Genomic DNA, 26,320 nt, shown 5'->3' on the forward strand with positions numbered 1-26,320 from the left:
GTCACGGCCGGCGCGCGGCCGGACGGTGCAGGCGGGCGCGCAGGGCCGCGGGAAGCCGCCCGTCGATGGCGGCGAGGCCGCACCCGATCAGCGCCATGCCGAGGGCGTGGCGCGCGTCGAGGCGCTCGCCGAGGATCAGGGTTCCGAGCAGGACGGCCGAGACCGGAATCAGGAAGGTGACGAGGCCGATGTTCGTCGCGCCCGCCCGCGCGAGCAGCCGGAAGAACAGCACGTAGGCGAGGGCGGTCGAGAGCACCGCGAGACCGAGGACCGCCCCCCAGACGGCCGCTCCCGGCACCGGCAGCGTCCAGGGCCGGTCGATGAGGAGCGCGAGCGGCAGGATGAGCAGGCTCGACACCGTCACCTGCCCGCAGGCCGTGACCAGCGGCGGCACGCCCATCTCCCGGAAGCGGCGGCCGTAGACGCCCGCACAGGCATAGGACAGGGCGGCGGCCAGGATCGCGAGCTGCCCGAGCCCGTCGCGGCCGAGGCCGGTGAGCACGGCGGGGCCCACCATCACGGCGACGCCGCACACGCCGAGGAGCACGCCCGCGAGGCGGTCGCGCGTCATCCGTTCGTCCGTGGTCAGCGCATGCGCCACCACCACCGTGAAGAGCGGCGTCGTCGCGTTCAGGATCGCCGCGAGCCCGCTCGGGATCCGGGTCTGGCCCCAGACGATCAGGCAGAAGGGCAGGGCGTTGTTGAGGAGGCCCATGCCCAGGAACGCCGCCCAGACCGAGGCGGCGCGCGGCATCGGCAGACCGGCTGCCCGCACCACGGCATGCAGGACCAGGGCCGCGAGCCCGACCCGCAGCACGACCAGGGTGAGGGGCGGCAGCGCGCCGAGCGCGACGCCCGTGAAGAAGAACGAGCCGCCCCACAGCACCGAGAGGACGAGGAGCAGCCCCCAGTCGCCGGAGGTCATGCGGAGGATCGGAGGCGGCATCGGGCGGGCTCCACGCGGTCCCTCCCCATAACCCGGACGCCCCGCGGCGCAGCCCGTTTCCTGCTCTGGAATTGCCGGATTTCGCGGCCAGACTGGCTCCCGACGCCGCGCGATCGGTCGCGTTGTGCGCCGCGTCAGGACCACTACATCCCCGAGGAGCGGCCGCGCCGTCCGCACCGACCCGCCCGAGTGCCCCGTGAGCAAGCCAAGACCGTTCCTGAACCCCGAGCGCCGCGAAGACGACATCGACGCCTCGATCCGCCCGCTCAGCCTCGCCGACTTCACCGGCCAGCGGGCCGCGCGGGCCAATCTCCAGATCTTCATCGAGGCGGCCCGCAAGACGGGCCAAGCCCTCGACCACGTGCTGTTCGTCGGCCCGCCCGGCCTCGGCAAGACCACGCTGGCGCAGATCGTGGCGCGCGAACTCGGGGTGAACTTCCGCTCGACCTCCGGCCCGGTGATCGCGAAGGCGGGCGACCTCGCCGCACAGCTCACCAACCTGGAGGAGCGCGACGTCCTGTTCATCGACGAGATCCACCGCCTCAATCCGGCGGTGGAGGAGATCCTCTACCCGGCGATGGAGGATTACCAGCTCGACCTGATCATCGGCGAGGGGCCGGCGGCCCGCTCGGTCAAGATCGAGCTGCCGAAATTCACGCTGGTGGCGGCCACCACGCGGGCCGGGCTGCTCACCACGCCGCTGCGCGACCGGTTCGGCATCCCGATCCGGCTCGAATTCTACGAGATCGACGAACTGGAGAGCATCGTCACGCGCGGCGCGCGGGTGCTGGGCATCGGCATGTCGCCGGACGGCGCCAACGAGATCGCCAAGCGGGCGCGGGGCACGCCGCGCATCGCCGGCCGCCTGCTGCGGCGGGTGCGCGACTTCGCCATCGTGGAGGAGGCGCCCACCGTGACGCGCGCCATCGCCGACCGGGCGCTGCGCCTGCTCGACGTCGACCCGGCCGGCCTCGACACCATGGACCGGAAGTATCTGGGCCTGATCGCGAACTCGTTCGGCGGCGGGCCCGTGGGCGTCGAGACCATCGCGGCGGCGCTCTCCGAGCCGCGCGACGCCATCGAGGAGATCATCGAGCCCTATCTGATCCAGAAGGGCTTCGTGCAGCGCACGCCGCGCGGGCGGGTGCTGACGCCGCACGCCTTCCGGCATCTCGGGCTGCCCGAGCCGAACCGCGACCCGGCGCTGCAATTCGGCCTCTTCGCGGGCGGCGAGGATGAGTGAGGCGGTGAGCCCGGCGCAGCGGTCCTGGCCGACCCGCCGGCAGGTGGTGCGGGGGGCGGGCGCGCTCGCGCTCTCGGGCCTCGCCACCGGCGCCTACGCCACCGGCATCGAGCCGTTCTGGTCGGTGGTGACGCGCTACGACCTGCGCCCGCGCGCGCCCTGGCCGGCGGGCTTGCGGCTGCGCATCGCCGCGCTCGCGGACATCCACGCCTGCGAGCCCTGGATGAGCGCCGAGCGCATCGCCGGCCTCGTCGCGGCGACGAACGCCCTCAAGCCGGACGTAATTGTCTTGCTCGGCGACTACGTGGCCGGCCAGCGCTTCGTCACCCGGCTCCTGCCGGCGGAGGAATGGGCCGCGCCGCTCGGCGACCTCAAGGCGCCGCTCGGCGTCTACGCGGTGCTCGGCAACCACGATTGGTGGGAGGACGAGGCGGCGCAGGCCCGGGCCGGCGGGCCGACCCGGGCCGGGGCGGCGCTCACCGCCGCCGGCATCCGGGTGCTGGAGAACGATGCGGCGGCGTTGCCGGTGCGGGGCGGGCCGGTCTGGGTGGCGGGGCTCGCCGACCAGCTCGCGCTGCTCCCCCGCCATCGCTGGATGCACCGGACGCGTGGCGTCGCGGGCACGCGCATCGGGCTCGACGACCTCGCGGCCACCCTCGCGAAGGTCCCGCCGGACGCGCCCGTGATCCTGCTCGCCCACGAGCCCGACATCTTCCCGCAGGTGCCCGCCCGCGTGGCCCTGACCCTGTCGGGCCACACCCACGGCGGGCAGGTGCGCCTGTTCGGCTACGCGCCGGTGGTGCCATCCCGCTACCGCAACCGCTACGCCTATGGCCACGTCCGCGAGCAGAGCGACCTGATCGTGTCGGCGGGCCTGGGGCTCAGCATCGCGCCGATCCGCTTCGGCATTCCGCCCGAGATCGTGGTGGTGGATCTCGGCGAGCCGGCCGCCGCATGAGCGCCCCGCATCTCCTCCCGGTCCGGGTCTACTACGAGGACACGGATTTCTCGGGCCTCGTCTACCACGCGAGCTACCTGCGCTTTCTGGAGCGGGGACGCACCGAACTCCTGCGCGCCGCGGGCGTGGACCAGTCCGTGCTGCACGCGGGCGGGGAGGGGCTGTTCTTCGCGGTGCGCCGCATGACGATCGACTGGCTGGTGCCGGCGCGCATGGACGATGTGCTGGCGGTGGAGACCCGCACCGCCGAGGTGCGGGGCGCCTCGATCGTGATCGCGCAGCGCATCCTGCGGGACGCGCAGGTGCTGCTCACCGCCGACGTGCGGGTGGCGGCGCTGGCCGGCGGGCGCCCGGCGCGGCTCCCGGACGCCCTGCGGGCGATCCTCGAAGGGCGGGGCTGACCGTCCGGTTCGGCACCGCCTCAACCGAACCTTAACCCTGACGACGGCCTAAACGGAGCGGGTGGGCCATCCGCTCGCGGTGGGCCGGCCCTTACTTTCGACAGATTCGAGCGCGATCGAAGTCAAAACCGCTCAATCTGCAGGGAAACCAGGGGCCGCCGCGCGCCGCCTCGAGGGTGAGGACGACTGCATGAACCCCGCCGATGCCGTCCAGGCGATGCCCGTCCACGAGATCACGATGTTCGGGCTGTTCTGGCAGGCCCACTTCGTCGTCAAGGTGGTGATGCTCGGGCTGATCGGCGCCTCGGTCTGGTGCTGGGCGATCATCGTCGACAAGACGCTGCTGTTCCGCCGCACCAAGGCCGAGATGGACGCCTTCGAGGAATCCTTCTGGTCCGGCCGCTCGCTCGAAGAGCTCTACCGCTCCTTCAACGACAAGTCCCCCACCGGCCTCGCCGCCGTCTTCGTCGCGGCGATGCGCGAGTGGAAGCGCTCCTTCGAGGGCTCGGGCCGCTCGATCCACAGCCTCGGCCAGCGCATCGACAAGGTGCTCGACGTCACGATCCAGCGCGAGGTGGAGCGGCTCGAATCCCGCCTGCTGTTCCTGGCCTCGATCGGCTCGGCCGGCCCCTATATCGGCCTGTTCGGCACCGTCTGGGGCATCATGACGGCCTTCACGTCGATCGCCGCCTCCAAGAACACCAGCCTCGCGGTGGTGGCGCCCGGCATCGCCGAGGCCCTGTTCGCCACCGCCATCGGGCTGTTCGCCGCGATCCCCGCGGTGCTCGCCTACAACAAGCTCCAGGCCTCGGTCGCCAAGGCGCAGGGGCGGCTCGAAGGCTTCGCCGACGAGTTCTCCGCCATCCTCTCGCGCCAGATCGACGAGCGCATCGCGCTCGCGGCCTGACCCGACCACCTCCCGGGACGACGCATCATGGGCATGGCCGGAGCGGCACAGGGCGGCGGACGCCGCCGGCGCGGGCGACGCAGCGGCGTCATCAACGAGATCAACATGACGCCGTTCATCGACGTCGTGCTGGTGCTCCTCATCATCTTCATGGTGGCCGCCCCGATGATGACGGTGGGCGTGCCCCTCGACCTGCCCCAGAGCCGGGCCGCGCCCCTCAACTCCGACGCCAAGCCGGTGACGCTGTCGATCCGCCAGACCGGCCAGGTCTTCCTCGGCGAGGACGAGGTGACGGACGACGCCATCGTGGCGCGCCTGACCGCCACGGCCCGCGAGGGGTTCGAGGAGCGCGTCTTCGTGCGCGGCGACAAGCGCGTCGATTACGGCCGCGTCGCGCAGGTGATGGGGATCGTGACCGGCGGCGGCTTCAAGCGGGTCGCCCTGGTGACCGAGCCCGACCAGCGCTGAACCGGGCGGAGCAGCCGTGCGACTCCTCAAACGCTCAGAGCCCGGGTTCTGGATCTCCGGCGTCGCGCATGCGGCGCTGCTCGGTGTCGCCCTGATGGCGGCGGCGGCCCACGAGCTGCCGCAGGCCGAGGAGGGCGTGCCGGTCGAGGTGCTGACCGAGAACCAGTTCTCCGAGATCACCAAGGGCCAGCGGGACGGCGACGCGCCCGCCCGCACGCCGCGGGCCGACAAGATCGCGGAGCGGCAGCGCGAGAACGACCCGGGCGAGGCCAAGACCGACGTGCCGACCCCGCCGACGCGCCCGCCCGAGATGAAGGTGGCGAGCGCCGAGGACCCGCCGATGCCGCCCTTGCGGCCGGCCCTCGAACAGCCCGCGCCGCCCCCGCGTCCGGACGAATCCCAGGCGAAGGCCGAGGCCGAGGCGCGCGCGAAGGCGGAGGCCAAGGCGCGCGAAGAAAAGGCCCGCGAAGAAAAGGCCCGCGAGGAGAAGGTGCAGGCCGAGAAGGCCGCCGCCGAGGCGGCCAAGGCCGCGGAGGCCGCCAAGGCGGCCGCGGCCAGAGCCGCCGCCAAGGCCGCGGCCGAGAAGGCGGAGGCCGCCCGCCGCGAGGAACTGGCGCAGCTCATCGCCCGCGAGGAGGCCGAAGCCAAGGCTGCCGCCGAGGCCAAGGCTGCCGCTGAAGCAAAGGCTGCCGCCGAAGCGAAGGCCAAGGCGGAGGCACGTGCGAAGGCCGAGGCCAAGGCCCGCCAGGAGAAGGCGCGCGAGGAGGCCGAGGCGAAGGCGGAGGCCGACGCCAAGGCCCGCGAGGAGAAGATCGCGGAGGCGAAGGCCGCCGCCGAGGCGAAGGCCCGGGCGGAGGCGAAGGCCGCCGCGGAGGCCAGGGCGCGGCGGCAGGCCGAATTGGCCGACCGGTTCAACGCGGGCTCGATCCGCGACGCGCTCAACGCCCACGGCCCCTCGCAATCGACCGGGGCGACGGGCCGCGAGGTGCAGCGCACGGCGGCGCTCGGCACCGCCACCGGCACGGCGGCGCGGCTCAACCCGAGCCAGCGCGACGCGCTGGTGGGCCTGCTGCAGCAGCAGATCGAGCGCTGCTACTCCGCCCCGCCCGGGGCGCAGCAGGGCATCGTGCTGCCGCAGCTCGACATCCGCCTCAACCCGGACGGCACCCTCGGCGCCGACCCGCGCATCCTGCGCGCCGGCGGCTCGTCCATCGACCGTTCCATCGCGGAGGCCGCCGTGCGCGCGGTGCGCCGCTGCGCTCCCTACCGCATCCCCGCCCAGTTCGCGCCCTTCTACAACGACTGGCGGATCATCAACGCGGAGTTCGAGTTGCCGCGGGCGTGAGGGCCTCCCACCCCGCCGCGTGACCGACCACCTGACGGACATGACCATGCCCACACGCCCTCTCGTGCGCTGGCCCTGCGCGCTCGCCTCGCTCCTGTGCCTCCTCGTCGTCCTCGTGCGGCCGGCCGAGGCGCAGCTCAACCTGCGGGTCGGACCCGGCGGCGCGTTCCAGCCGATGCCGATCGCGGTGGCGGACTTTTCCGGCGATGCGTCCCTCGGGCCGCTCGTCTCGGGGATCGTCGCCAGCAACCTGCGGCGCTCCGGCTACTTCGTGCCGCTCGACCGCTCGCAGTTTCCCGAAACGCCGAATTTCGACGCCGCCCCGCGCTTCTCCGCCTGGAAGGAGGCGGGCGTGCAGGGCCTCGTCACCGGGCGCGTCACCCGGGACGGGTCGGGGCGCCTCAAGACCGAGTTCCGCCTCTGGGACGTGCTCGCCGGCCAGCAGATGATCGGCCAGCAATATGCGGGCGATGCCGCCAATGCCCGGCGCATGGGTCACCTGATCTCGGATTCGGTCTACACCAAGATCACCGGCATCGGCGGCTTCTTCGACACCCGCATCGCCTTCGTGGACGAGTCCGGCTCCAAGGAGCGGCGCCGCAAGCGCCTCGCCATCATGGACCAGGACGGCGCCAACGTGCGCTACCTGACGAGCGGCGAGGCCGCCGTGGTGGCCCCGCGCTACTCCCCTGCCACGCAGGACATCACCTACATGGCGCAGACCACCGGCCAGCAGCCGCGGGTGCAGGTCATCAACCTCGAAACCGGCGCCCGGCAGGTGATCCCCACCAATGCCGAGATGAGCACCAGCCCCCGGTTCTCGCCGGACGGGCGCCGCCTCGTCATGAGCGACCAGGAGGGCGGCAACGCCAGCATCTACGTCATGGATCTCGGCTCCAAGGCGCAGACCCGCATCACCAACGCCAACGCCATCGATACCTCGCCCTCCTTCTCGCCGGACGGGCGCGAGATCGTGTTCGAATCCGACCGCGGCGGGCAGCAGCAGATCTACGTGATGGGCGCGGACGGCGGCAATGCGCGCCGCATCTCCTTCGGCGAGGGCTCGGCCTCGCAGCCCGCATGGTCGCCGCGGGGCGACTACATCGCCTTCACGCGCCAGCGGAAGGGCTCCTTCGCGATCTGCATCATGAAGCCCGACGGCTCGGGCGAACGGGTGCTGACGGAGGGCTTCCACAACGAGGGGCCGACCTGGGCGCCGAACGGGCAGTACGTGATGTTCTTCCGCGATCCAGGCGGACAGGCCGGCGGCAAGCTCTACATGGTCGACATCACCGGCCGCGTCGAGCAGCCGGTCCCGACGCCCTCCTACGCGTCCGACCCGACATGGTCGCCGCTCCTCGACCCGCAGCGCTGAATACAGCCTCTCTTGCAGGTCCCACGCGGCCTTCAGCGAGTTTTAACCAAGACCTGCGAGAAAAGACGCAGCCGAAAACGGCACTTCCCGCAGTCAACGACCGTTTCGCGGCGGCATGAACCCGTGCCGCGCCAGCCCGTGCTGGCGCGCGCCGGTGCGGTCGCGGCGGCGTCGAGGCGGGGAGCGCGTCTCCGAGTTGCGTGCCCATGCCCGAGTCTGCGTACCCCTCCGCTCGCCCGGCGTCGCGTCTGCGCTGGCCGGCGCCGCGCCGCGGTCTGATCCGCAGCCTGCTCGCCCTCTCGGGCGCGGTCTGGCTCGGCTGGTCCAACCGGGATCTCCTGCTGCCGGCCGCGCCGCCGGCCCCTCCGGTGCCCCAGGCGGCCGCGTCCGCCCCGGCTCCCGCCGAACCCGCCCGTCATGCGTGGCTGTTCGATCCCACCCCGTCGATGGACCCGGCCCGGCTCACGTGGCGACGCGAGGCGCCTGCGCCGTCGCGGCTTGCCGCGGCGGAGCCCGCCCCCATCCCCGCACCCGCGCCGCCCGCCGCGCTGGCGGAGGCCCCGGCGCCGCTCGTCCTCGACGCCCGGCCGGTCATCCAGCCGGTGCCGCTGCCGGTTCCGCGCCCGACCGAGTTCCGCCTCGCGCGCGGACCCGAGACGCCGCGCCTCGCCCTGCGCCTGTCGCCGCGGCGTGCCCGCGCCGCCGACAGCGCCACCGCAATGGCCGATACGCGCTCGTTCTTCGAGAAGCTCTTCGGGCAGCCCGCCGACCCGCAGCCGGCGCTGGCCTACGCGTCGACCGGCAACGGCACCCTGGCCGAATCCCCGCGCCCCGCGATCAGCCCGTCGCCGTTCCTCGCCGGAGGCACGGCGGTCTACGACATCACCGCCCGCACCGTGACGCTGCCGAGCGGCGAGCGGCTCGAAGCCCATTCCGGCCTCGGCCCCAAGATGGACGATCCCCGCTTCGTGCAGGTGCGGATGCACGGCGCGACGCCGCCCGGCATCTACGACCTCACCGAGCGCGAGGCCCTCTTCCACGGGGTGCGCGCCATCCGTCTCAACCCGGTGGGCGGCCCGGGCGCGATCCACGGCCGGACCGGCCTGCTCGCCCACACCTATATGCTCGGCCCGAGCGGCCAGTCGAACGGCTGCGTGTCGTTCCGCGACTACAACCGCTTCCTCCAGGCCTTCCTGCGGGGCGAGGTGCGCCGCCTCGTGGTCGTGGCCGGCCGCGGATAGGAATCGGGCCGCAGATCGCCTTCCGCGTGAGTCCGGTTCTGCGGTCAGGGTGCGGCCGACAAGTCTGCGGCCGGACCCGGCGTAACCTTCCGCCCCGCGGCTGCAGACGATGGTTGCATTCGCGGTTGCGCACCCACAATTCGCGAGGCTCCGCACCAAAGCATGCGGCAGCCTGCCGCATTTGGCATCGCTTGCATTGGCCTCCCGCATCCGCGCAACTGAACTGGCGAGTTCAGTCGTGCGCGAATGAGCGATCCTGCCCGTCCCCCCGATCCGAAGCGCCGCCGCCGCATCCTTGAGGCCGGGATGCGGCTGTTCTCCGGGCTGCCCTATTCCGACGTCCACATGGACGCGGTCGCGGCCGCGGCCGGCGTGGCCAAGCCCACCCTCTACCGCTACTTCCCCACCAAGGAAGCCCTGTTCATCGAGGGCTTGGCCTGGACGCTCGCCGATCTGCGCGAGGCCATCGGCGCGACGCGCGAGCCGCGCCGGGACCCGGCCGCGCGGGTCGAGGCCGCGGTGGCGCTGGTGCTCGAGCGGGTCGGGCGCCTCTCGCCCGCGCTGCATGCGATCGAGAATCGCGGCAGCGAGTGCGGCGAGCGCAGCCGGCGCGTGCTGCGCGAGGGTTTCGACGGCCTGCGCGGGGCCCTCGCCGACCTGCTGCGCGACGGCGTCGCGGCCGGCAGCTTCGACGTCGACGACGTGGACCTCGCCGTGATGATGATCCTCGGCGGCATCCGTATGGCCGCACACGGCACCGGCCGGCAGGCTCCTTCGCCCGCGGCGATGTCCGCCTTCTTCCTCAACGGCCTGCGGGCCGGCGCGATGACGCGCCGCGCGGCGCCGCGGCTCGGAGCCGTCGCATGATCCGCCTCCTTCTCCTCGTCGCGGCCGTGCTCGCGGGTGGGGCCGGCTACCTCCTCCATCGCCATGCGGGCGACCGGCAGGCCGCCTGGGCTGAGGTCCGCTCGGCGCTGCCCCCGCGCCTTGCCGAGCACCTGCCGCTCGCCCTCGCGGCGCCCGCCGCCCCCAAGGCGCCGGCGGTGCCGCCCCGCCCGGTGGTCGGCACCGTCGCGGCAGGAAGCACCGATCTGCCGATCACCCGCACGGCGGTCGGCTGGATCGAGCCCATCGCCACCGTGGTGGTGCGCCCGCGCATCGACGGGGTGATCACCGAGCAGATGGCCCGCGACGGCCAGCCCGTGCAGGCGGGCGACGTGCTCTACCGGCTCGATGACCGCGAGCTGCGCGCCCAGATCGCCCGCAACGAGGCCGCGCTCGCCCGCGACCAGGCCACCCAGACCCGGACCCAGAACGACGTGCGGCGCGTGACGGAGCTGCTCTCGCGCAGCGCCGCCTCGCAGGCGCAGTTCGACATCGCCACCGCCGAGGCGAAGGTGGCGAGCGCCAACGTGGCGGCCTCCCAGGCGACGCTGGAGGCCGACCGGGTCCGGCTCGACTACACGACCATCCGGGCGCCGATCTCCGGCCGGCTCGGCACCGTGCGGGTCACCACCGGCAACCTCGTCAAGGGCAATGAATCCACCGGCACCGGGCTCGTCACCATCACGCAGATGAAGCCCCTGCGCGCCACCTTCTCGCTGCCGGAGCGGGAACTCGATCTCCTGCGCGCGGCGCTCGCCCGCAAGGAGCCGGCCACCGTGCGGGTCTCGGCGAGCGGCACCGACACGGTTCTGGCGTCGGGCCGGCTCTCCTTCGTGGATTCGAGCGTGGATCAGGCCTCCGGCACCGTCACCGCCTGGGCGCTGTTTCCCAACGAGGACGAGCGCCTGTGGCCCGGCCAGTACGTGCGCGTCGAGGTCGATCTCGGCCGCCGCCCGAACACCGTGACGGTGCCCCAGGTGGCGGTGCAGCCAGGCCAGGACGGCAGCTTCGTCTGGGTCGTGCGGCCGGACGGGATCGCGGAGCGCCGCAGCGTCGAGGTGCTGTCCGCGAGCGCGGGCAGCGCCGCGCTCACCCGCGGCATCGCGGCGGGCGAGCGCGTGGTGGTGGAGGGGCAGGTGCGGGTGCGCCACGGCCAGCCGGTCACCGAGCGCCCTCAGTCGAGCGCACCGGAGGCCCAGGCCGCCGGTCCCCAGGTGCGCCGCACGCTGATCGAGTAGGGGAACCGGCACGGTGAACATCTCGGCCCCCTTCATCCGCCGCCCGGTCGCCACGATCCTGCTGTCGCTGGCGCTCACCCTGTCGGGCCTGTTCGCCTACCGGCTGCTGCCGGTGGCGGCGCTGCCCACCGTCGACTTCCCGACCATCTCGGTCACCGCCCAGCTCCCCGGCGCCTCGCCGGAATCGATGGCGGCCTCCGTGGCGACGCCGCTGATCAAGGAATTCTCGACCGTTCCGGCCATCGCCACGATCTCGGCCACGAACTACCAGGGCTTCACCTCGATCACGATCGAGTTCGAGCTGTCGCGCAACATCGATCAGGCGGCGGCCGACATCCAGGCGGCGATCACCCGGACCCTGCGGCGCCTGCCGATCGAACTCACGATCCCGCCGAGCTTCCGCAAGCTCAACCCGGCCGATGCGCCGGTCATCCTGCTCGCCGTGTCGAGCGAGACGACCCCGCTGCCGACCCTCGACGCCTTCGCGCAGACGGTGATCTCGCCCTCGCTCTCCACCATCACGGGCGTGGGTCAGGTGCTGGTCTACGGCAGCCAGAAATTCGCCGTGCGGGTGCAGCTCGACCCGAACGTGCTGGCCGCCCGCGGCATCGGCGTGGACGAGGTGCAGCAGGCGATCTCCAACGCCAACACCTCGACGCCGGTCGGCGTGGTGGAGGGGCGGGGCCAGAACCTCACCATCCAGACCAACACGCAGCTCATGAACGCGGATGCGTTCCGCGACATCATCGTGGCGGTGCGCAACGGCCGCCCGGTGCGCCTCGGCGATGTCGCGCGCGTGATCGATTCGGTCGAGAACGCCCGCATCGCCTCGTGGAAGGACGGCAAGCGCGCGCTCGTGCTCGCCGTGCAGCGCCAGCCCGACGCCAACACCGTCGAGGTGGTGGACCGCGTGCGCGCCATGCTGCCGAAGTTTCAGGAGCAGCTCGGGGCGAGCGGCACGATCGCGGTGGTCAACGACCGCTCGGTCTCGATCCGCGAGGCGGTCGAGGACGTGCAGTTCACCCTCGTCCTCACCATCGGCCTCGTGGTGATGGTGATCTACCTCTTCCTGGGGCGCTTGGCCGCGACGCTGATCCCCTCGGTGGCGGTGCCGATCTCGATCATCGCGACCTTCGGGGCGATGTACCTGCTCGGCTTCTCGATCGACAACATCTCGCTGCTCGGCCTCACGCTGGCGGTCGGCCTCGTGGTCGACGACGCCATCGTGATGCTGGAGAACATCGTCCGGCACGTCGAGGAGGGGATGAAGCCCTTCGAGGCGGCGCTCAAGGGGGCGGGCGAGATCGGCTTCACCATCCTGTCGATCACGGTCTCGCTGATCGCGGTGTTCATCCCCGTGCTGCTGATGGGCGGGGTGGTCGGGCGCATCTTCAACGAGTTCGCGATCGTGGTGTCGATCGCCATCGTGGCCTCGGCGGTGATCTCGCTCACGCTCACGCCCATGCTCGCTGCCCGCCTGCCCGCGGACGCGGCCGGCCACGGCGCGAACAAGAACCTGTTCGAGCGCGGCTTCGCGCGCCTCCAAGCCGGCTACGAGCGCGGCCTCGACTGGTGCCTGCGCCACAAGATCTCGGTGCTGATGTCCTTCCTCGTCTCGGTGGGGCTCACCGCCTACATGTTCGCCGCGATCCCGAAGGGCTTCTTCCCCTCCGAGGATATCGGTCAGCTGCAGATCGCCACCGAGGCGCGCCAGGACATCTCGTTCGAGGCGATGACCGCGCTCCAGGCGGAGGCCGAGCAGGTGCTGGCGCGCCACCCGGCCGTGGACCACGTGGTCAACCGCGCGGGCTCGAACGGCTTCACGGGCACGCTCAACCAGGGCGCCTTCTTCGTCGAGCTCAAGGACCGCAGCGAACGGCCGCCCCTGCAGAAGACCATCGCGGAGCTGCGCCAGCAGCTCGGCGAGCTGCCGGGCCTCGCGGCCTTCATCACGCCGGTGCAGAACCTGCGGCTCGGTGGGCGCCAGTCGAAGAGCCAGTACCAGTACGTGGTGCAGGGTCTCGACCGGGCGGAACTCGAACGCTGGGTGATCCGGATCACCGACGCGATGGCGCAGGACCGGGCCACCTTCACGGGGGTGACGAACGATCTCCAGAACGCCGCGCTCCAGGCCAGGATCACGGTCGACACCGACAAGGCGCAGGCCATCGGCATCTCGTCCGACCAGATCCGCCAGACGCTCTACACGGGCTTCGGCACCCGCCAGATCTCGACCATCTACGGGCAGACCGACAGCTATCAGGTCATCACCGAGTTCGACCCGCGCCTGCAATGGACGGCCGACCGGCTCGACGACGTGCGCCTGCGCTCGTCGAACGGCAAGCTCGTGCCCCTGTCGGCCTTCGCGTCGATCACCCGCACGCCCGGGCCGCTCTCGCTCAACCAAGCGGGCCTGCTGCCGGCCGTGACGATCTCCTTCGACGTGCCGCCCGGCGTGGCGCTCGGTCAGGCGGTCGACCGCATCGCGCAGATCAAGGCCTCGCTCGGCGTGCCCAACACCATCACGGCCACCTTCGCGGGCACCGCGCAGGTGTTCCAGGACGCGCTCGCCAACCAGGGCCTGCTGCTCGCCGCCGCGGTGCTGACGATCTATCTCGTGCTCGGCATCCTGTACGAGAGCTTCATCCACCCGCTCACCATCCTGACCGGGCTGCCGGCGGCGGCGGTGGGCGCGCTCGGCGCCCTCGAACTCTTCGGGATGGACCTCTCGGTCATCGCGATCATCGGCGTCCTGATGCTGATCGGCATCGTCAAGAAGAACGCCATCATGATGATCGACGTGGCGCTGGTGCTCCAGCGCGAGCAGGGCTGGACACCCGCCGCGGCGATCCGCGAGGCCTGCGCGCTGCGCTTCCGGCCGATCATGATGACGACCGCGGCCGCCGTGATGGGCACCCTGCCGATCGCCATCGGGCACGGCGCCAGCGCGGAGCTGCGCCAGCCGCTCGGCGTCGCGGTGGTGGGCGGCCTCCTCGTGTCGCAGCTGCTGACGCTCTACATCACGCCCGTCCTCTACATCTACATGGACCGCCTCGCGACCGGCACGAGCCGCTTCGTGCTCTCACTGCGGCGCGGGCGGCGCCACGCATCGCGGGCGCCGGACGGCTCGGGCCACGTTCCGGCCGAGTGACCCGGCCGCGCGAGGGGCATCCGCGCGCTCGGCCGCTAGGTCATGAGGCGGGCGGTGCCGCGGCCTCGCGGCCCGAGACTGCCGCCATGATTAAGGCCGCGTTAGCCGCGCCCGTGCCACGCTCTGCAGCCGGCAGGGGGATTGGCTGCGGATGGGGCGGACGGGCACAGGCCGGCGGGGGGCGAGGCTCCTCCTCGCGCTCGCGGCGCTGTTGTCCGGCACGGTCGGCGCCGCGGCCGCGAAGCTCGTCGCCGTCGAGGGCCGCGAGCAGCGCGCCTACGGGCGCATCGCGCTCACCTTCGACCAGAGCGTCAAGGTCACCGCCAAGGTCTCGGGCACCGTCCTGCTGATCGGCTTCCGCGAGCCGGCGACCGGCCTCCTGCGCGAGCGCCTCGCCGCCGAGATGCCCGCCTACATCGCCCAGGTGCGCCGCGACCCCGACGGCACCGGCCTGCGCCTCGCGCTGCAGAAGCCCTACCGGGTGAACGTGCTGGAGGCGGCCGAGCGGGTGTTCATCGACCTCGTGCCCGAATCCTGGACCGGCCTGCTCCCGGCCTTGCCGCCCGAGGTCGTGGCCGACCTCGCCCGCCGGGCCGAGGAGGCCGAGGCGCGGCTGCGCCGCGAGGCCGCCCGCGCCGCCAAGCCCGTCCTGCCCCTGCCCCTGGAGGTGGCGCAGCTGCCGACGCTGACGCGCTTCACTCTGCGGCTGCCGCCGGGCGCCGAGGTGGCGCTGGAGCGGGCCGGCCGCGACCTGCGCCTGCGGGTCGATGGCTCCTATGCGGTGCAGATCGGCGAGGCCCGCGCCCGCCTGAAGCCGGCCGTGGAGGCGCTGAGCGCCGAGACGACGCCGGAGGCCGCCCGCTTCGCCCTCACCCTCGCGGAGGGCCACGAGGCCGAGAGCTATCGCGACGAGGACGGCTATACCCTCGACATCCTCAAGCCCGGCGAGCGGCGCGCCCCCGAACCGCTGCCGGCCGCCGCCAAGGCCGAGCCGGCGCGCGCACCCGTCGCGGAGACGCCGGGCGCCCCGGCGAAGGCCGAACCCGCCCGCCCCGAGCCGGTTCGGATGGAACCCCCGGTCGCGCCGCTCCCGTCCGGGCCGGTCGAGGCGCGGATCACCCGGGCCGGGGAGGCGGTGCGGATCGTCTTTCCCTTCGCCCAGCGCCCCGCCGCCGCCCTGTTCGAGCGGGGCGGCATCGCCACCCTGGTCTTCGAGGGCACCGCGCCGCTGCGCCTCGATCCCACCGGGCTGGCGACGGGTGCCGTGCGGCTCGCCGAAGCCCCGCGCCACGAGGGAGGCCACACCGTGCTGCGCTTCGCCCTCGACGGCGGCCTGCTCGCGCAGCTCGCGGTGGGGGAGGGGCAGGGCTGGACGCTGGTCTTCGGCGACGGCGGCGTGCCGGCGGGCGACCTCCTCGCGCCGCGGCGGATCGCGGACGGCGCGGGTCGGCCCGCGGTGGCGCTCCCGCTCGCGCGGCCCGGGCAGGTGCTCTGGCTCGACCGCGACGGGGAGCGCATCGCCGTGGTGACGGCCCAGGGTCCGCGGATCGCTGGCGTGCCCAAGCGGGGGCGCTTCGTGGATTTCGACCTGTTGGCGAGCCGCCAGGGCGTTGCCGTGCTGGCCCTCGCCGACGACCTCGTGGTGCGCCCGGGCCTCGCCGCCGTGGTGATCTCGCGGCCGGGCGGCGTCGCGGTGAGCCCGGTGCCGGCCGATGGGGCCGACACCGCGCCGCCGCTCGCGGGCGCGAGCCTGGTGGTGCAGCCCGAGCGCTGGCGCGAGGACCGCCGCGGCGACGTCCGCGCCCGGATCCGTGCTGCGCAGGACGCCATCGCCCGGGCGGACCGGCCCGGCCGCTCGGCCGCGCGGATCGACCTCGCCCGGGTGCTGCTCGCCAACGGCTTCGACGCGGAGGCCGCGACGGTGCTGGCCTTCGCCGCCAAGGAGGATGCGGTGACGGCGGTGGAGCGGCCGACGCGCATCCTCTCGGCGATCGCGGCGGTACGGCTGCGGCGCGACGCCCAGGCGGCCGCGATTCTCGGCGGCGACACCAAGCTCGGGCAGGACCCGGAAGCGCGGCTGTGGCGGGCGATGCTCGATGCCCGCAGCCGGCCGGGCGCCGGCCCGCTGGCGCTCGCCGCCTTCAAGGCCGGGATGCCGGTGATCGAGGCCTATCCGGAGGAGCTGCAGCTGCCGCTGCTGCTGACGACCGCCGGCGTGGCGCTCGACGCCCGCGACCTCACCACGGCGCAGCAGGCGCTCGCCGCCGCGGCCCCGATCGTCGACTCGGCCCTCACCCGCGATCAGGTCGCGCTGCTCAATGCCCGCCTCGCCGGGGCCCTGGGCGAGACCGGCGCGGCCCGGCGCGAGTACCAGCGCCTCGCGGAAGCGGGCGAGCGCCCGGTCGCCGCCGAGGCGATCCTGCATCTCGTCGATCTCGGCCGCGGCGCCGGCACGCTGGCGCGGGCGGAGGCGCTCGACCGGCTGGAGCAGCTCGCGGTGGCGTGGCACGGCGGCGACATTGAGGCCGAGACCCTGGCGCGCCTGAGCCACCTCTACGCCGAGGCCGGGCGTTGGCGCGACGCCTTCGTGGCCGCCCGCAAGGCCAACCGCCTGTTTCCCGACCACCCGGCGACGCGCTCCCTGCACCCCGAGATGGTCGGCCTGTTCGCCGACCTCTTCCTCACCGACAAGGGCGGGAGTCTCGGGCGGGTCGAGGCCCTGGCGCTCTACTTCGACTTCAAGGAGTTCACGCCGGTCAACCGGCAGGGCGACGAGATCGTGCGCGGTCTGGTCGACCGGCTGGTCGGCCTCGACCTCCTCGACGCCGCGGGCGAACTCCTCCAGCATCAGGTCGACAAGCGCCTCACCGGGGCGGCCCGGGCGAGCGTCGCGGCCCGGCTCGCCGCGATCCGCCTGATGGACGAGCGCCCGCTCCAGGCCCTGCAGGTGCTGCACGCGACGCGCCTGCCCGAACTGCCCGCCCGCATCCGCGACGCGCGCATGCTGCTCGAAGCGCGGGCGCTCTCCGACCTGTCGCGCACCGATCTCGCGCTCGAACTCCTCGACGGCATGGAGGGGCCGGACGCGGCGCGGCTGCGCGCCGACATCCTGTGGGGGGCGCGGCGTTGGCGCGAGGCCGGGGAGGCGCACGAGGCGCTGCTCGGCACGCGCTGGCGCGAGCCTGGGCCGCTCACGGAGGCCGAGCGCGCCGACGTGATGCGGGCGGCCATCGCCTACGCGCTCGCCGACGAGTCCCTGAGCCTCGACCGGCTGCGCACCAAGACCATGCCGAAGATGGCCGAGAGCGCCGATGCGCGGGCCTTCGGCCTCCTCTCGGCGCCGGGCGCCACCGCGACCGCCGCCTTCCGCGACCTCGCCGGCCGGGCGATCAGCGCCGAGACGCTCACCGCCTTCCTGAAGGCCTTTCGCGAGCGCTACCCGGAGAGCGCGGTGCCGCAGCGCCCCGCAGCCCCCGCGGAGGCGGCGCCCGGCACGAACGCGCAGGCCGGCGGCGCCGCGCCGCCGGGGTGAGCCGGATCAGCCGCCGTAGCTCTGCACCAGCGAGCCCGCCACCAGCGTCCAGCCGTCCACGAGGACGAAGAAGATCAGCTTGAAGGGCAGCGCGACGGTCGCGGGCGGCATCATCATCATGCCGACCGACATCAGGATCGAGGCCACCACGAGGTCGATGATCAGGAACGGGATGAACAGCAGGAAGCCGATCTCGAAGGCCCGGCGCAGTTCCGAGATCATGAAGGCGGGGGTGAGGATTTCGAGCCCGACCGCCTCCGGGGTGGCGGGGCGGGGCGCATTGGACAGGTCGAGGAAGAGCTGGAGGTCCTTCTCGCGCACGGTGCGCAGCATGAAGGTCTTGAAGGGCGCGGCCGCCCGCTCGAAGCCCTGCGCCTGCGTGATCTGGCCGGCCACCAGCGGCTCGATGCCGGCCCGGTAGGCCTCGCGGGCGGTCGGCGCCATCACGAAGGCGGTGAGGAACAGCGCGAGGCTCACGATCACGGCGTTGGGCGGGGCGGTCTGGGTGCCCAGCGCCGAGCGCAGGATCGACAGCACCACCACGATGCGGGTGAAGGAGGTCGCCATCACCAGCACGGAGGGCGCCAGCGCCAGCACGGTGATGAGCGCGACGAGCTGCAGCGCCCGCTCGGTGACGCCGCCGCTCGGGCCCAGATCGACCGTCACGCTCTGCGCGAGCGCGCCCGCGCCCGACAGGACGACGAGGAGGCCGGCGAGCGCCGCGGCGCACCGGCCGCGGCGGAGCGGAATCGCGAGGCCCATGCGGCGCACCCTGGGACCGGCGGCGCGCCGGGCGCAAGAGCCGCGGCGGGCCTGCGGCGCGCTTGCCCGGCCGGCGCTGCGCGCCGGCAACACGGGGCGCCCGGACGAAGCGGACCGTCGCCCGCTGCGCCACACACAGGTCGTGTCGGCCCCCGCGTCGAAGGACGTGCGCGGGCTCCCCTCTCCCACTCGGGAGAGGGGTTCCCTGCGCCACATCCGCCTCCGCCGCCCGCCATGTCCGGCGCACATGCCGTGCGCGCCCCTCGGCGGCTTCGCCCGCCGGCTGCGGCGCGCTACACGAAGGGCCGGGGAGGAGCGGGATGAGCGAAGGCATGGCGGCGGAGACGCACTGGCGGCGCAACCTCGTCGTCTGCGTGTTCGGCTCCTTCACCACCATCGTGGCGATGACGCTGCTCCTGCCGTTCCTGCCGCTCTACGTGCGGGACCTCGGGGTGAGGGACGAGGCCGCGATCGTGCAATGGTCCGGCATCGCCTTCGGGGCGACGTTCTTCTCCGCCGCGCTGGTGGCGCCGCTCTGGGGGCGGCTCGCGGACCGCTACGGGCGCAAGCTGATGCTGGTGCGCGCGAGCCTCGGCATGGCGGTGGCGATGTCGCTGATCGGCCTCGCGCAGGACGTCTGGCAGCTCGTCGGGCTGCGGCTCCTCGCGGGGCTGCTCGGCGGCTACGCCTCGGGCTCGATGGTGCTCGTCGCCACCCAGACGCCGAAGGACCGCTCCGCCTGGGCACTCGGCGTGCTGTCGGCGGGCATCATGGCGGGCAACCTCGTCGGACCGCTCGTCGGGGGCGTGCTGCCGCCGCTGATCGGCATCCGGGCGACGTTCTTCGCCGCAGGCGCGGTGATCTTCGGCGCCTTCCTGGCCACGCTGGCGCTGATCCGCGAGGCGCCGAGACCAGCCCGCGAGGGGCGCAGGGCCTCGGGCGGCTGGGCGGAGGTGCCCGACAAGGGGCCGGCCCTCGCCATGCTGGCCACCGGTCTCCTGCTGATGCTCGCCGTGATGTCGATCGAGCCGATCATCACGGTCTACGTCGCCGAACTCGTGAGCGATCCCGCCCGGGTCACACTGGTGGCGGGCCTCGCCATGTCGGCCACCGCGCTCGGCAGCATCCTGTCCGCCCCGCGGCTGGGGCGGCTCGCCGACCGGATCGGCGCGTGGCCGGTCATCACCGGCAGCCTCGCCGTCTCGGCCCTGCTCCTCGTGCCGCAGGCGCTCGTCGTCGCCGACTGGCAGCTCGTCGCCCTGCGGTTCCTGATGGGGCTGGCCCTCGGCGGGCTCCTGCCCTGCATCGCCAGCGTGATCCGCCACAGCGTCCCGGACCGGGTGGCCGGCACCATGCTCGGCTACTCGACCTCGTCGCAATATGCCGGGCAGGTGGCGGGACCGCTGCTCGGCGGATTCGCCGGCGGGCATTTCGGCATGCGCTCGGTGTTTCTCGGCACCGCGCTCCTGATGGCGGCGGGCGCCGTCGGCACCTGGGCGGCGCGGCCCAAGAGGCGTTTCCATGCAGCATGAGGCGAGCCCGCTTGCGGAGGGCCGGACCTGGACCCGGGAGACCGTCGATCTGCCGGGCGGCCGCGTGGCGGCCCTGGCCTTCGGGCCGGCGGACCGCCCGGTGGACGCCCTGATGCTCCACGCCAATGGCTTCAACGCGCGCGCCTACCGCACGCTCATTGAACCGCTCGGCCGCGAATACCGCATCGTCGCCTACGACCAGCGCGGGCACGGCGCCTCGACCCTGCCGGCGGAGCCCCGGGGCCGCCGGAGCTGGACCGACGTCGCCTCCGACCTGATCGCGGTGCTCGACCGCCTCGACGGCCCGCCGCTCACCCTGGTCGGACACTCGATGGGCGGCACCGCCGCCCTGCTCGCCGCCGCGCGCCGGCCCGACCGCGTGCGCAACCTCGTGCTGCTCGATCCGGTGATCCTGTCCCGGGCCTACGCGCTCGGCGCCCGGATTCCGCTCCTGGCCCGCCTCTACCGGCGCCACTCGCCCCTCGCGCAAGGCGCGCTCAGGCGGCGCGCGTCGTTTCCATCGCGCGAGGCGGCGCTCGCGGCCTATCGCGGGCGCGGGGCCTTTCGCACGTGGCCGGAGGCGCCGCTCGCCGACTACGTGGCGGACGGCTTCCGCGCGCGTCCCGACGGCACGGTGGAGCTCGCCTGCACGGGCGAATGGGAGGCGTCGAACTACCTCGCGCAGGGTCACGACAGCTGGGGGGCCCTGCGCCGCCTCGCCCGGCCGGCGGTGATCCTGCGCGCGGAGCGGGGCAGCACCTGCGGCCTGACGGAGAGCCGCCCGCCCGGGATCGCGGTCGAGACGCTGCCGGGCACGACGCATTTCCTGCCCTTCGAGGCACCCGAGCGCGTGCGCGCGGCGATCCGGGCTGCGCTGGCCGCGCGGCCCTGACCCGCTTCGCCACAGTTTTTTCACCGCGGGCCTGTCGGCTGCGCCCGCGTCCGGACGTCGTGTCCGGCAAGGGGAGGGGCCCGCATGCTCTACGCCATCCTGTGCTACCACGCGGAAGAGGTCGTCGGATCCTGGAGCCGGGAGGAGGACGCGGCCGTGATGGAGAAGCTCGCGGTCGTGCAGGAGCGGCTCGCCCGCGACGGCCGGCTCGGGCCGGTGGCGCGCCTGCTGCCCACCACCGCTGCCACGACCCTGCGCAAGGACCGCGAGCCGGGGATCGTCCTCGACGGGCCGTTCGCGGAGACCAAGGAGCAGCTGCTCGGCTTCTACGTGGTCGAGTGCGAGAACCTGGAGCAGGCCCTCGATACCGCCCGTGAGCTGGGCCGCGCCAACCCGGGCGGCGCCTACGAGATCCGGCCGATCGCCTACTTCCAGCCCGGGGGCGGAACGCCGTGACGGATCTCGACTGGATGCACGCGGCGCTCGCCGGCGCCCGGCCGCGGGCGGTGGGCGCGCTGCTGCGCTACTTCCGCGACCTCGACACCGCCGAGGAGGCGTTTCAGGAGGCGAGCCTGCGCGCCCTCACGCACTGGCCGCGGCAGGGACCGCCGCGGGATCCGGCGGCGTGGCTGATCCTGGTCGGGCGCAACGTCGCGCTCGATGCCGGCCGCCGCAGCCGGCGCGAGACCCCGCTGCCGCCGGACGAGGTCCTCTCCGACCTCGACGACGCCGAGGCGGCCCTGACGGAGCGGCTCGACGAGTCGCATTACCGCGACGACATCCTGCGCCTCCTGTTCATCTGCTGCCATCCCGACCTGCCGGCGACGCAGCAGATCGCACTGGCGCTGCGCATCGTCTCGGGCTTGAGCGTGCGCCGGATCGCCCGCGCCTTCCTGGTCGGCGAGACTGCGATGGAGCAGCGCATCACCCGCGCGAAGGCCCGGGTGGCGCAGGCCCGCGTGCCGTTCGAGGCGCCGGGTCCGGTCGAGCGGGCCGAGCGCGTGGCGGCCGTCGCCGCCATGCTCTACCTCGTCTTCAACGAGGGCTACTCGGCCGATCGCGAGTCGAGCCCGGCCCGGGCGCCGCTCTGCGACGAGGCGATCCGCCTCGGACGCCTGCTGCTGCGCCTCTTTCCGGCCGAGCCGGAGATCATGGGCCTCGTGGCGCTGATGCTGCTCCAGCACGCCCGTGCGGCCGCGCGCTTCTCGCCCGACGGCAGCGTCGTGCTCCTCGACGCCCAGGACCGACGCCTGTGGGACGGGCGGATGATCGCCGAGGGGCTGGCGCTGCTCGACAAGGCGATGCGCCACCGCGCGCCCGGCCCCTATCAGGTCCAGGCGGCGATCGCGGCCCTGCACGCCCGTAGCCCGGCGGCGGAGGAGACCGACTGGGCGCAGATCGACCGGCTCTACGCCACGCTGGAGATCATGCAGGGCTCGCCGGTCGTCACCCTCAACCGGGCGGTGGCGGTGGCCAAGCTGCGCGGGCCGGCCGAGGCGCTCGCGCTGATCGAGCCGCTGGCACCGCGGCTCTCCGGCTATTTCTACTTCTTCGGCGTGAAGGGCGCGCTGCTGAGCCAGCTCGGCCGCTCGGACGAGGCCCGCACCGCCTTCGACCGGGCGATCGCGCTGGCCACCACGGCGGCGGAGGCCGCGCATATCCGCCAGCATCTCGACCGGCTGCGCGGCTGAGGCCCCCCACTCAGCGCGGGGCGGCCAGCACGGCGGCGATCGCATCGGCGGCGCGCTCGCCCTCATCGTAGGCGCCCCCCGCGGTGCCCCATTGCAGGCGCGACAGGGCCTCGCCGGCAAACCAGATCCGCTCGGCCACCGGCGCCTTGAGGGCGTCGCGCGCGGCCGCATGGCCCGGCGGCACCACCGCCCAGGACCCGCGCGACCAGGGATCGTGGCGCCACTCGCTCACGGCCGGCACCGCGAGGTCGGCAAGCCGTCCCGCCCCGACATACTCGGCGAGGATCGCCCGGGCGAGGCGCCGCGCCCCGTCCGGCCCCGCCCCCGCCGCATCGAGCCGCGCGCAGAGCGGCGCGTCGAGTTCGAAGAAGTGGAACGGCGTGCCGTCGACCCGCGTGAGGAGACCCGGCGGCTGCAGCCGCCCGCCCGTGAGGCCGGCGAGCCGGTCGCGCCCGCGGAACGGCGCAGAGGGCCAGTGCAGCACCACGTGTTCGTAGATGCCCTGGGTGAAGCCGTCGATCGCCGCGCCCGTTGCCGCCGGCAGGGCAGGGGAGAAGCGGATCGCGTCCTCGTCCTGCAGCACCATCACGGGCACGGTGAGGAGCACCGCCCGGGCCTGCAGGCGGCCCAAACCCTCGGCCTCGATCGCGACGCCGGCCTGCGACCACGCGATCGACCGCACGGGGGCGGACAGCGCGATCGGCAGCCCCTGCGCGAGGCGCGCCAGATAGGCCCCGTAGCCGCCCGCGATGAAGTAGTTGTCGCCGTATTCCATGCTCGGGAAGTCGTGCAGGCTCACTTCCGCGAGGGGCCGTCCCGAGACCAGACCGTGCACGAGCGCGACCCGGTGCCCCCACGGCCCGAGCCCCGGCGGCAGGACGGCGGCGGCCGGCCGGTCCGGCCCGCTGCCGGCCCTGGCCGTCATCGCCCGGTCGGCCACCGCGAAGGCGCGGCCGTAGGCGGCCTCCTCGTCGCGCCGCGCGCGACGCCGCCCGACCATCAGGTGGCTCTCCTGCGCGGCCCGGCGCAGGGGTTCGCCGCGGGAATGCCCAAGGCGCACCAGCGGGTTGATCGGCCCGGCATGCAGCCAATGCGCTCCGAGATCGACCGGATGGCCGCGCAGCAGCGTGGTGACGGTGCGCCCGCCGACCCGGTCGCGCGCCTCCACCACGGCCACCGCGAGGCCGCGGGCGAGAAGGCGGCGCGCCGCCGCGATGCCGGCGGCGCCCGCCCCCACCACCACCACGTCCGGTGTGCGCGGCAGGGGCGCGAGCCGCGGGCTGACGCTCGGCCTGAAGCGGGCGTGATCGGGTCTCGCTGGTCTCATCGCGTCCGTGTCCCGATCGCGGCGAGCCAGCGCGCCAGCCGCGCCCGGTTCTCGCCGAAGTCGCCGTAGCCGATCTGGCTGCGGGAGTGGAGGGCGAGGGTGGAGGCGCCCTCGCCGCGGCCGATGATCTCGACCGTGATCGTGTCGGGACACCGCATCAGCCGGGACCGCGCCACGTAGCGGTCCTGCTCCCCCCACCGGTCGGTGAAGACGGGTTCGGTGCGCGGCTCCTGCTGCGCCACCGCCCGCACGATCTCGCGCAGCGCCGCGCCCGCCACCGGGTAGACCGGCGCGACGAGATCGGCCGGGGTGTTCGGGCAGATGTCGGGCGGGCAGGCCAGCGCGTCGTGCGGGGAGCGCCGCAGGGTCGCGAAATCCACCGGCCCAAGATCGGGCGGGCCGAAGAGCCGCACCCAGAGGTCGTCGATGCCGCCCGGCTCCTCCCCCCGCGCCACCACGACCGCGCCCGCGAGCGTCAGGAGCCCGAGCGCCAGCGCCGCGCCGGCCGCCCGGCGCCTCATCGGTCGGGCCGCACCCGCCACACCCTCAGGTCGATCGGCTTCGGGAGCATGGTCTGCATCGGCACCGGTTCGAGCCAGGACGGCGCGAAGCGGCCGTCGAGGAGCCGTCCGACGACCGACGCGTCCCCGCCCGGGATCTCCGCACCCTGGCAGAGCACGATGTAGTCCGCGGCGCGTGACGCGGCCACCCCGCGCAGGCTCTCCTCGTTGCCGAATGCCGCGAGCCCCGCCGCGATCCCGACGCCATTGCGGTGGTAGGGCGCCGCCACCACCCGGTGCGGCGTGTTGAGGAGGAGGCTCGGGCCGAGATCGATCGGCGCGAGCACCGTGCCGGGGGCGAGCGCGGCGAGGCGCAGCATCGCCGGCCTGCCCGTGCAGGCGGACCACGCGGCGAGATCGTCGGACGCCCCGTTCCGGTCGGCGGGAAGCGCCACCGCAGCGAGGACGAGCCAGATCTTGCCGAAGGTGGCGAGGCCGGCGAGCAGCGCGAGGAGGCGCGTCCGCGTGGTCGCGGCCGGTTCGCGCAGCAGCGCCACGGCCCGGTCGAGGAGCGGACCCGCCACCAGGGGAACGAAGGCGGTCGTCACGTAGAGGCCGCGGAACTGGAGCAGCGCTACCGCGAGGCCGACGCACAGGAACCCGCCCGCAAGGCCCCAGGCCCGACGGCGCTCGGCGCCCCCGGCGACCGCGGGTGCCAGCGCGGCCACCGCCGCCGCGACGGTCGGCAGGTAGGTGCCCATCACCACGGCGGGCTGCTCCCGCAGCAGCGCCCAGAGCGGCTGCATCTCGCGCACCTGCTCCAGCCAGCCCCGGCGCACCGCCTCCGGCATGTCCGGGAACGGACCCGCGAGGCAGGACGGCGCGATCAGCCAGAACCCCGCCGACGCGACCACGCCGCCGCCGGCCGCGAGCGCGAGCCGCGACGCCGGGTGCGACAGACGGTCCCCGAGCAGGCAAGCGGCAGCCCCGGTCAGGCCAGCCGCCGCGCAGAGCCACAGCCAGGGCGGCGAGAGCGCATCGCAGGCCGTGGCGCCCCACGCCGCGGGGGCGGTCTGGACAGCAAACAGCGCGGGCGCGACGCCGCCGAGGGCGAGTGCGAATCCCGCGAGGAGGCGGCGCGCCGGCTCGCCCGAGACGATCCAGGCACCGGCGGTGAACAGGCCGGCCGCCACGATGAAGGGCAGGGATTCGAGTCCGATCGCCAGGGAGAGGGCGGACAGCGCACCCGCCGCGAGGCCTTCGCGCAGGCCCGGCCGGGGCTGCATCAGGCACAGCGCGACGCCGAGCACCGCACAGATCTGCAGGTTGTGGTGGTCGATGCGGCCGGGCGCGAACAGGGCGCCGATCAGCATGGTCTGCGTGGCGGCGAAGAGGGCCAGCAGGGCGGCGCGGCGCCCGAACAGGTCGCGCACGCCGCGATGCAGGATCGCCGCGTAGAGGGCGAAGGCCAGGGCCGGCCAGAGGGCGGCCGCGACGGCCTCGGCCTTCGCACCGGCCAGGGGCTGGAGCAGAAGGATCAGGGCGGCGATCGGCAGATCCACGAGGCGCGACCAGTGCATCGAGGCCCCCTCCGGCGGCAGCCGGTGCTGGGCGAGGTCGAACCAGCCCTGCCCGGCCAGGAGGTCGCGCACCTGAACGAGGCGCATGGCGTCGTCGGTGTCGGGCAGCCGCAGGTCGCGGACGATTCCCAGGATGGCGGCCTGGCCGTAGATGCCGCCGATCCCGACGAGGACGAGGCCCCAGAGCACCAGGGGGTTGTCGAGGAGCGAGCGTGCGGAAGGGTTCGGGCGGACGAGGGCCTGGAAGGCGGCGATCATGACGGTCCCGGGGCTGACGCCCAGGCGTCGCATGCCGGCCTTACCCCACGGTTAGCGCAAGACCGGCGCACGCGTTCGGCAATGAAGC

General features: G+C 73.8%; 21 protein-coding genes. 16 read left to right on the top strand and 5 right to left on the bottom strand.

Annotated elements, in window-relative coordinates:
- Position 1: 1 nt before the first annotated feature.
- Complete coding sequence (locus MFF61_RS13315) at positions 2-946, bottom strand: DMT family transporter (protein WP_238235595.1); 945 nt, start codon at positions 944-946, stop codon at positions 2-4.
- Positions 947-1,142: 196 nt separating this feature from the next.
- On the opposite strand from MFF61_RS13315, the gene ruvB reads away from it, so the two are divergent.
- From ruvB to MFF61_RS13375, 12 genes are all read left to right on the top strand, one after another.
- Entirely contained in the window at positions 1,143-2,189 is a 1,047-nt protein-coding gene (gene ruvB / locus MFF61_RS13320) for a Holliday junction branch migration DNA helicase RuvB (RefSeq protein WP_238235596.1), read from the top strand.
- Positions 2,182-3,147 carry a metallophosphoesterase gene (locus MFF61_RS13325; protein WP_238235597.1) on the top strand — a complete coding sequence of 322 codons (966 nt, stop codon included), beginning with the start codon at positions 2,182-2,184 and terminating at the stop codon, positions 3,145-3,147. The genes ruvB and MFF61_RS13325 overlap by 8 nt, the downstream gene beginning before the upstream one ends.
- On the top strand, positions 3,144-3,548 hold the full coding sequence (ybgC, locus tag MFF61_RS13330) for a tol-pal system-associated acyl-CoA thioesterase (RefSeq protein WP_238235598.1): 405 nt from the start codon (positions 3,144-3,146) through the stop codon (positions 3,546-3,548). Before MFF61_RS13325 ends, ybgC begins: the two co-directional genes overlap by 4 nt.
- A gap of 190 nt (positions 3,549-3,738) precedes the next feature.
- Positions 3,739-4,455 (top strand): protein TolQ, encoded by a 717-nt coding sequence (gene tolQ, locus MFF61_RS13335; RefSeq protein ID WP_238235599.1) that lies wholly within the window; start codon positions 3,739-3,741, stop codon positions 4,453-4,455.
- A gap of 27 nt (positions 4,456-4,482) precedes the next feature.
- Positions 4,483-4,923, top strand: coding sequence for an ExbD/TolR family protein (locus MFF61_RS13340; RefSeq protein ID WP_238235600.1), 441 nt, complete (start codon positions 4,483-4,485; stop codon positions 4,921-4,923).
- 16 nt (positions 4,924-4,939) lie between these two features.
- Positions 4,940-6,268 carry a cell envelope integrity protein TolA gene (tolA, locus tag MFF61_RS13345; RefSeq protein ID WP_238235601.1) on the top strand — a complete coding sequence of 443 codons (1,329 nt, stop codon included), beginning with the start codon at positions 4,940-4,942 and terminating at the stop codon, positions 6,266-6,268.
- A 46-nt stretch (positions 6,269-6,314) separates the two neighbouring features.
- Entirely contained in the window at positions 6,315-7,643 is a 1,329-nt protein-coding gene (tolB, locus tag MFF61_RS13350) for a Tol-Pal system beta propeller repeat protein TolB (protein ID WP_238235602.1), read from the top strand.
- A gap of 206 nt (positions 7,644-7,849) precedes the next feature.
- Positions 7,850-8,884: a DUF2778 domain-containing protein gene (locus tag MFF61_RS13355; RefSeq protein ID WP_238235603.1), complete on the top strand. Its 1,035-nt coding sequence runs from the start codon at positions 7,850-7,852 to the stop codon at positions 8,882-8,884.
- A gap of 246 nt (positions 8,885-9,130) precedes the next feature.
- Positions 9,131-9,751, top strand: a complete 621-nt coding sequence (locus tag MFF61_RS13360; RefSeq protein ID WP_283205999.1) for a TetR/AcrR family transcriptional regulator — start codon at positions 9,131-9,133, stop codon at positions 9,749-9,751.
- Positions 9,748-11,007, top strand: coding sequence for an efflux RND transporter periplasmic adaptor subunit (locus tag MFF61_RS13365; RefSeq protein ID WP_238235605.1), 1,260 nt, complete (start codon positions 9,748-9,750; stop codon positions 11,005-11,007). Before MFF61_RS13360 ends, MFF61_RS13365 begins: the two co-directional genes overlap by 4 nt.
- A 13-nt stretch (positions 11,008-11,020) precedes the next feature.
- On the top strand, positions 11,021-14,158 hold the full coding sequence (locus MFF61_RS13370; protein WP_238235606.1) for an efflux RND transporter permease subunit: 3,138 nt from the start codon (positions 11,021-11,023) through the stop codon (positions 14,156-14,158).
- Between the two features lie 151 nt (positions 14,159-14,309).
- A complete protein-coding gene (locus tag MFF61_RS13375) occupies positions 14,310-17,690 on the top strand; it encodes a flagellar biosynthesis protein FlhF (protein WP_238235607.1) in 3,381 nt (1,126 codons plus the stop codon).
- A gap of 6 nt (positions 17,691-17,696) precedes the next feature.
- On the opposite strand, the gene fliP is transcribed toward MFF61_RS13375, so the two are convergent.
- Entirely contained in the window at positions 17,697-18,452 is a 756-nt protein-coding gene (gene fliP / locus MFF61_RS13380) for a flagellar type III secretion system pore protein FliP (RefSeq protein ID WP_238235608.1), read from the bottom strand.
- Between the two features lie 320 nt (positions 18,453-18,772).
- On the opposite strand from fliP, the gene MFF61_RS13385 reads away from it, so the two are divergent.
- The 4 genes from MFF61_RS13385 to MFF61_RS13400 all read left to right on the top strand — a co-directional run bounded on the left by MFF61_RS13385 (position 18,773) and on the right by MFF61_RS13400 (position 22,567).
- Positions 18,773-19,984: an MFS transporter gene (locus tag MFF61_RS13385; RefSeq protein ID WP_238235609.1), complete on the top strand. Its 1,212-nt coding sequence runs from the start codon at positions 18,773-18,775 to the stop codon at positions 19,982-19,984.
- Entirely contained in the window at positions 19,974-20,876 is a 903-nt protein-coding gene (locus tag MFF61_RS13390; RefSeq protein ID WP_238235610.1) for an alpha/beta fold hydrolase, read from the top strand. The genes MFF61_RS13385 and MFF61_RS13390 overlap by 11 nt, the downstream gene beginning before the upstream one ends.
- Positions 20,877-20,960: 84 nt before the next feature.
- Positions 20,961-21,332 (top strand): YciI family protein, encoded by a 372-nt coding sequence (locus MFF61_RS13395; RefSeq protein WP_238235611.1) that lies wholly within the window; start codon positions 20,961-20,963, stop codon positions 21,330-21,332.
- Between the two features lie 14 nt (positions 21,333-21,346).
- The gene (locus tag MFF61_RS13400; protein ID WP_373324696.1) at positions 21,347-22,567 is read left to right on the top strand and encodes an RNA polymerase sigma factor; all 1,221 of its coding nucleotides are present in this window, start codon (positions 21,347-21,349) and stop codon (positions 22,565-22,567) included.
- A 10-nt stretch (positions 22,568-22,577) separates the two neighbouring features.
- Here the strand turns inward: MFF61_RS13400 and MFF61_RS13405 are convergent, their stop codons facing one another.
- The 3 genes from MFF61_RS13405 to MFF61_RS13415 are packed head-to-tail and all read right to left on the bottom strand — an operon-like array spanning position 22,578 to position 26,265.
- Complete coding sequence (locus MFF61_RS13405; RefSeq protein WP_238235613.1) at positions 22,578-23,894, bottom strand: flavin monoamine oxidase family protein; 1,317 nt, start codon at positions 23,892-23,894, stop codon at positions 22,578-22,580.
- On the bottom strand, positions 23,891-24,415 hold the full coding sequence (locus tag MFF61_RS13410; protein WP_238235614.1) for a DUF1499 domain-containing protein: 525 nt from the start codon (positions 24,413-24,415) through the stop codon (positions 23,891-23,893). Before MFF61_RS13410 ends, MFF61_RS13405 begins: the two co-directional genes overlap by 4 nt.
- Positions 24,412-26,265, bottom strand: a complete 1,854-nt coding sequence (locus tag MFF61_RS13415) for a hypothetical protein (protein WP_238235615.1) — start codon at positions 26,263-26,265, stop codon at positions 24,412-24,414. Before MFF61_RS13415 ends, MFF61_RS13410 begins: the two co-directional genes overlap by 4 nt.
- Positions 26,266-26,320 lie beyond the last annotated feature (55 nt).

It is taken from the genome of Methylobacterium isbiliense, assembly GCF_022179325.1.
Taxonomy (GTDB): Bacteria; Pseudomonadota; Alphaproteobacteria; order Rhizobiales; family Beijerinckiaceae; genus Methylobacterium; species Methylobacterium isbiliense.

Coding starts and splice junctions, on each gene's coding strand:
- MFF61_RS13410 (WP_238235614.1), bottom strand. CDS start 24,415: ATGAGGCGCCGGGCGGCCGGCGCGGCGCTGGCGCTCGGGCTCCTGACG.
- MFF61_RS13400 (WP_373324696.1), top strand. CDS start 21,347: ATGCACGCGGCGCTCGCCGGCGCCCGGCCGCGGGCGGTGGGCGCGCTG.
- MFF61_RS13385 (WP_238235609.1), top strand. CDS start 18,773: ATGAGCGAAGGCATGGCGGCGGAGACGCACTGGCGGCGCAACCTCGTC.
- MFF61_RS13395 (WP_238235611.1), top strand. CDS start 20,961: ATGCTCTACGCCATCCTGTGCTACCACGCGGAAGAGGTCGTCGGATCC.
- fliP (WP_238235608.1), bottom strand. CDS start 18,452: ATGGGCCTCGCGATTCCGCTCCGCCGCGGCCGGTGCGCCGCGGCGCTC.
- MFF61_RS13390 (WP_238235610.1), top strand. CDS start 19,974: ATGCAGCATGAGGCGAGCCCGCTTGCGGAGGGCCGGACCTGGACCCGG.
- MFF61_RS13405 (WP_238235613.1), bottom strand. CDS start 23,894: ATGAGACCAGCGAGACCCGATCACGCCCGCTTCAGGCCGAGCGTCAGC.
- tolB (WP_238235602.1), top strand. CDS start 6,315: ATGCCCACACGCCCTCTCGTGCGCTGGCCCTGCGCGCTCGCCTCGCTC.
- tolQ (WP_238235599.1), top strand. CDS start 3,739: ATGAACCCCGCCGATGCCGTCCAGGCGATGCCCGTCCACGAGATCACG.
- MFF61_RS13415 (WP_238235615.1), bottom strand. CDS start 26,265: ATGCGACGCCTGGGCGTCAGCCCCGGGACCGTCATGATCGCCGCCTTC.
- MFF61_RS13340 (WP_238235600.1), top strand. CDS start 4,483: ATGGGCATGGCCGGAGCGGCACAGGGCGGCGGACGCCGCCGGCGCGGG.
- MFF61_RS13315 (WP_238235595.1), bottom strand. CDS start 946: ATGCCGCCTCCGATCCTCCGCATGACCTCCGGCGACTGGGGGCTGCTC.
- MFF61_RS13325 (WP_238235597.1), top strand. CDS start 2,182: ATGAGTGAGGCGGTGAGCCCGGCGCAGCGGTCCTGGCCGACCCGCCGG.
- MFF61_RS13365 (WP_238235605.1), top strand. CDS start 9,748: ATGATCCGCCTCCTTCTCCTCGTCGCGGCCGTGCTCGCGGGTGGGGCC.
- ybgC (WP_238235598.1), top strand. CDS start 3,144: ATGAGCGCCCCGCATCTCCTCCCGGTCCGGGTCTACTACGAGGACACG.
- MFF61_RS13375 (WP_238235607.1), top strand. CDS start 14,310: ATGGGGCGGACGGGCACAGGCCGGCGGGGGGCGAGGCTCCTCCTCGCG.
- MFF61_RS13360 (WP_283205999.1), top strand. CDS start 9,131: ATGAGCGATCCTGCCCGTCCCCCCGATCCGAAGCGCCGCCGCCGCATC.
- MFF61_RS13355 (WP_238235603.1), top strand. CDS start 7,850: ATGCCCGAGTCTGCGTACCCCTCCGCTCGCCCGGCGTCGCGTCTGCGC.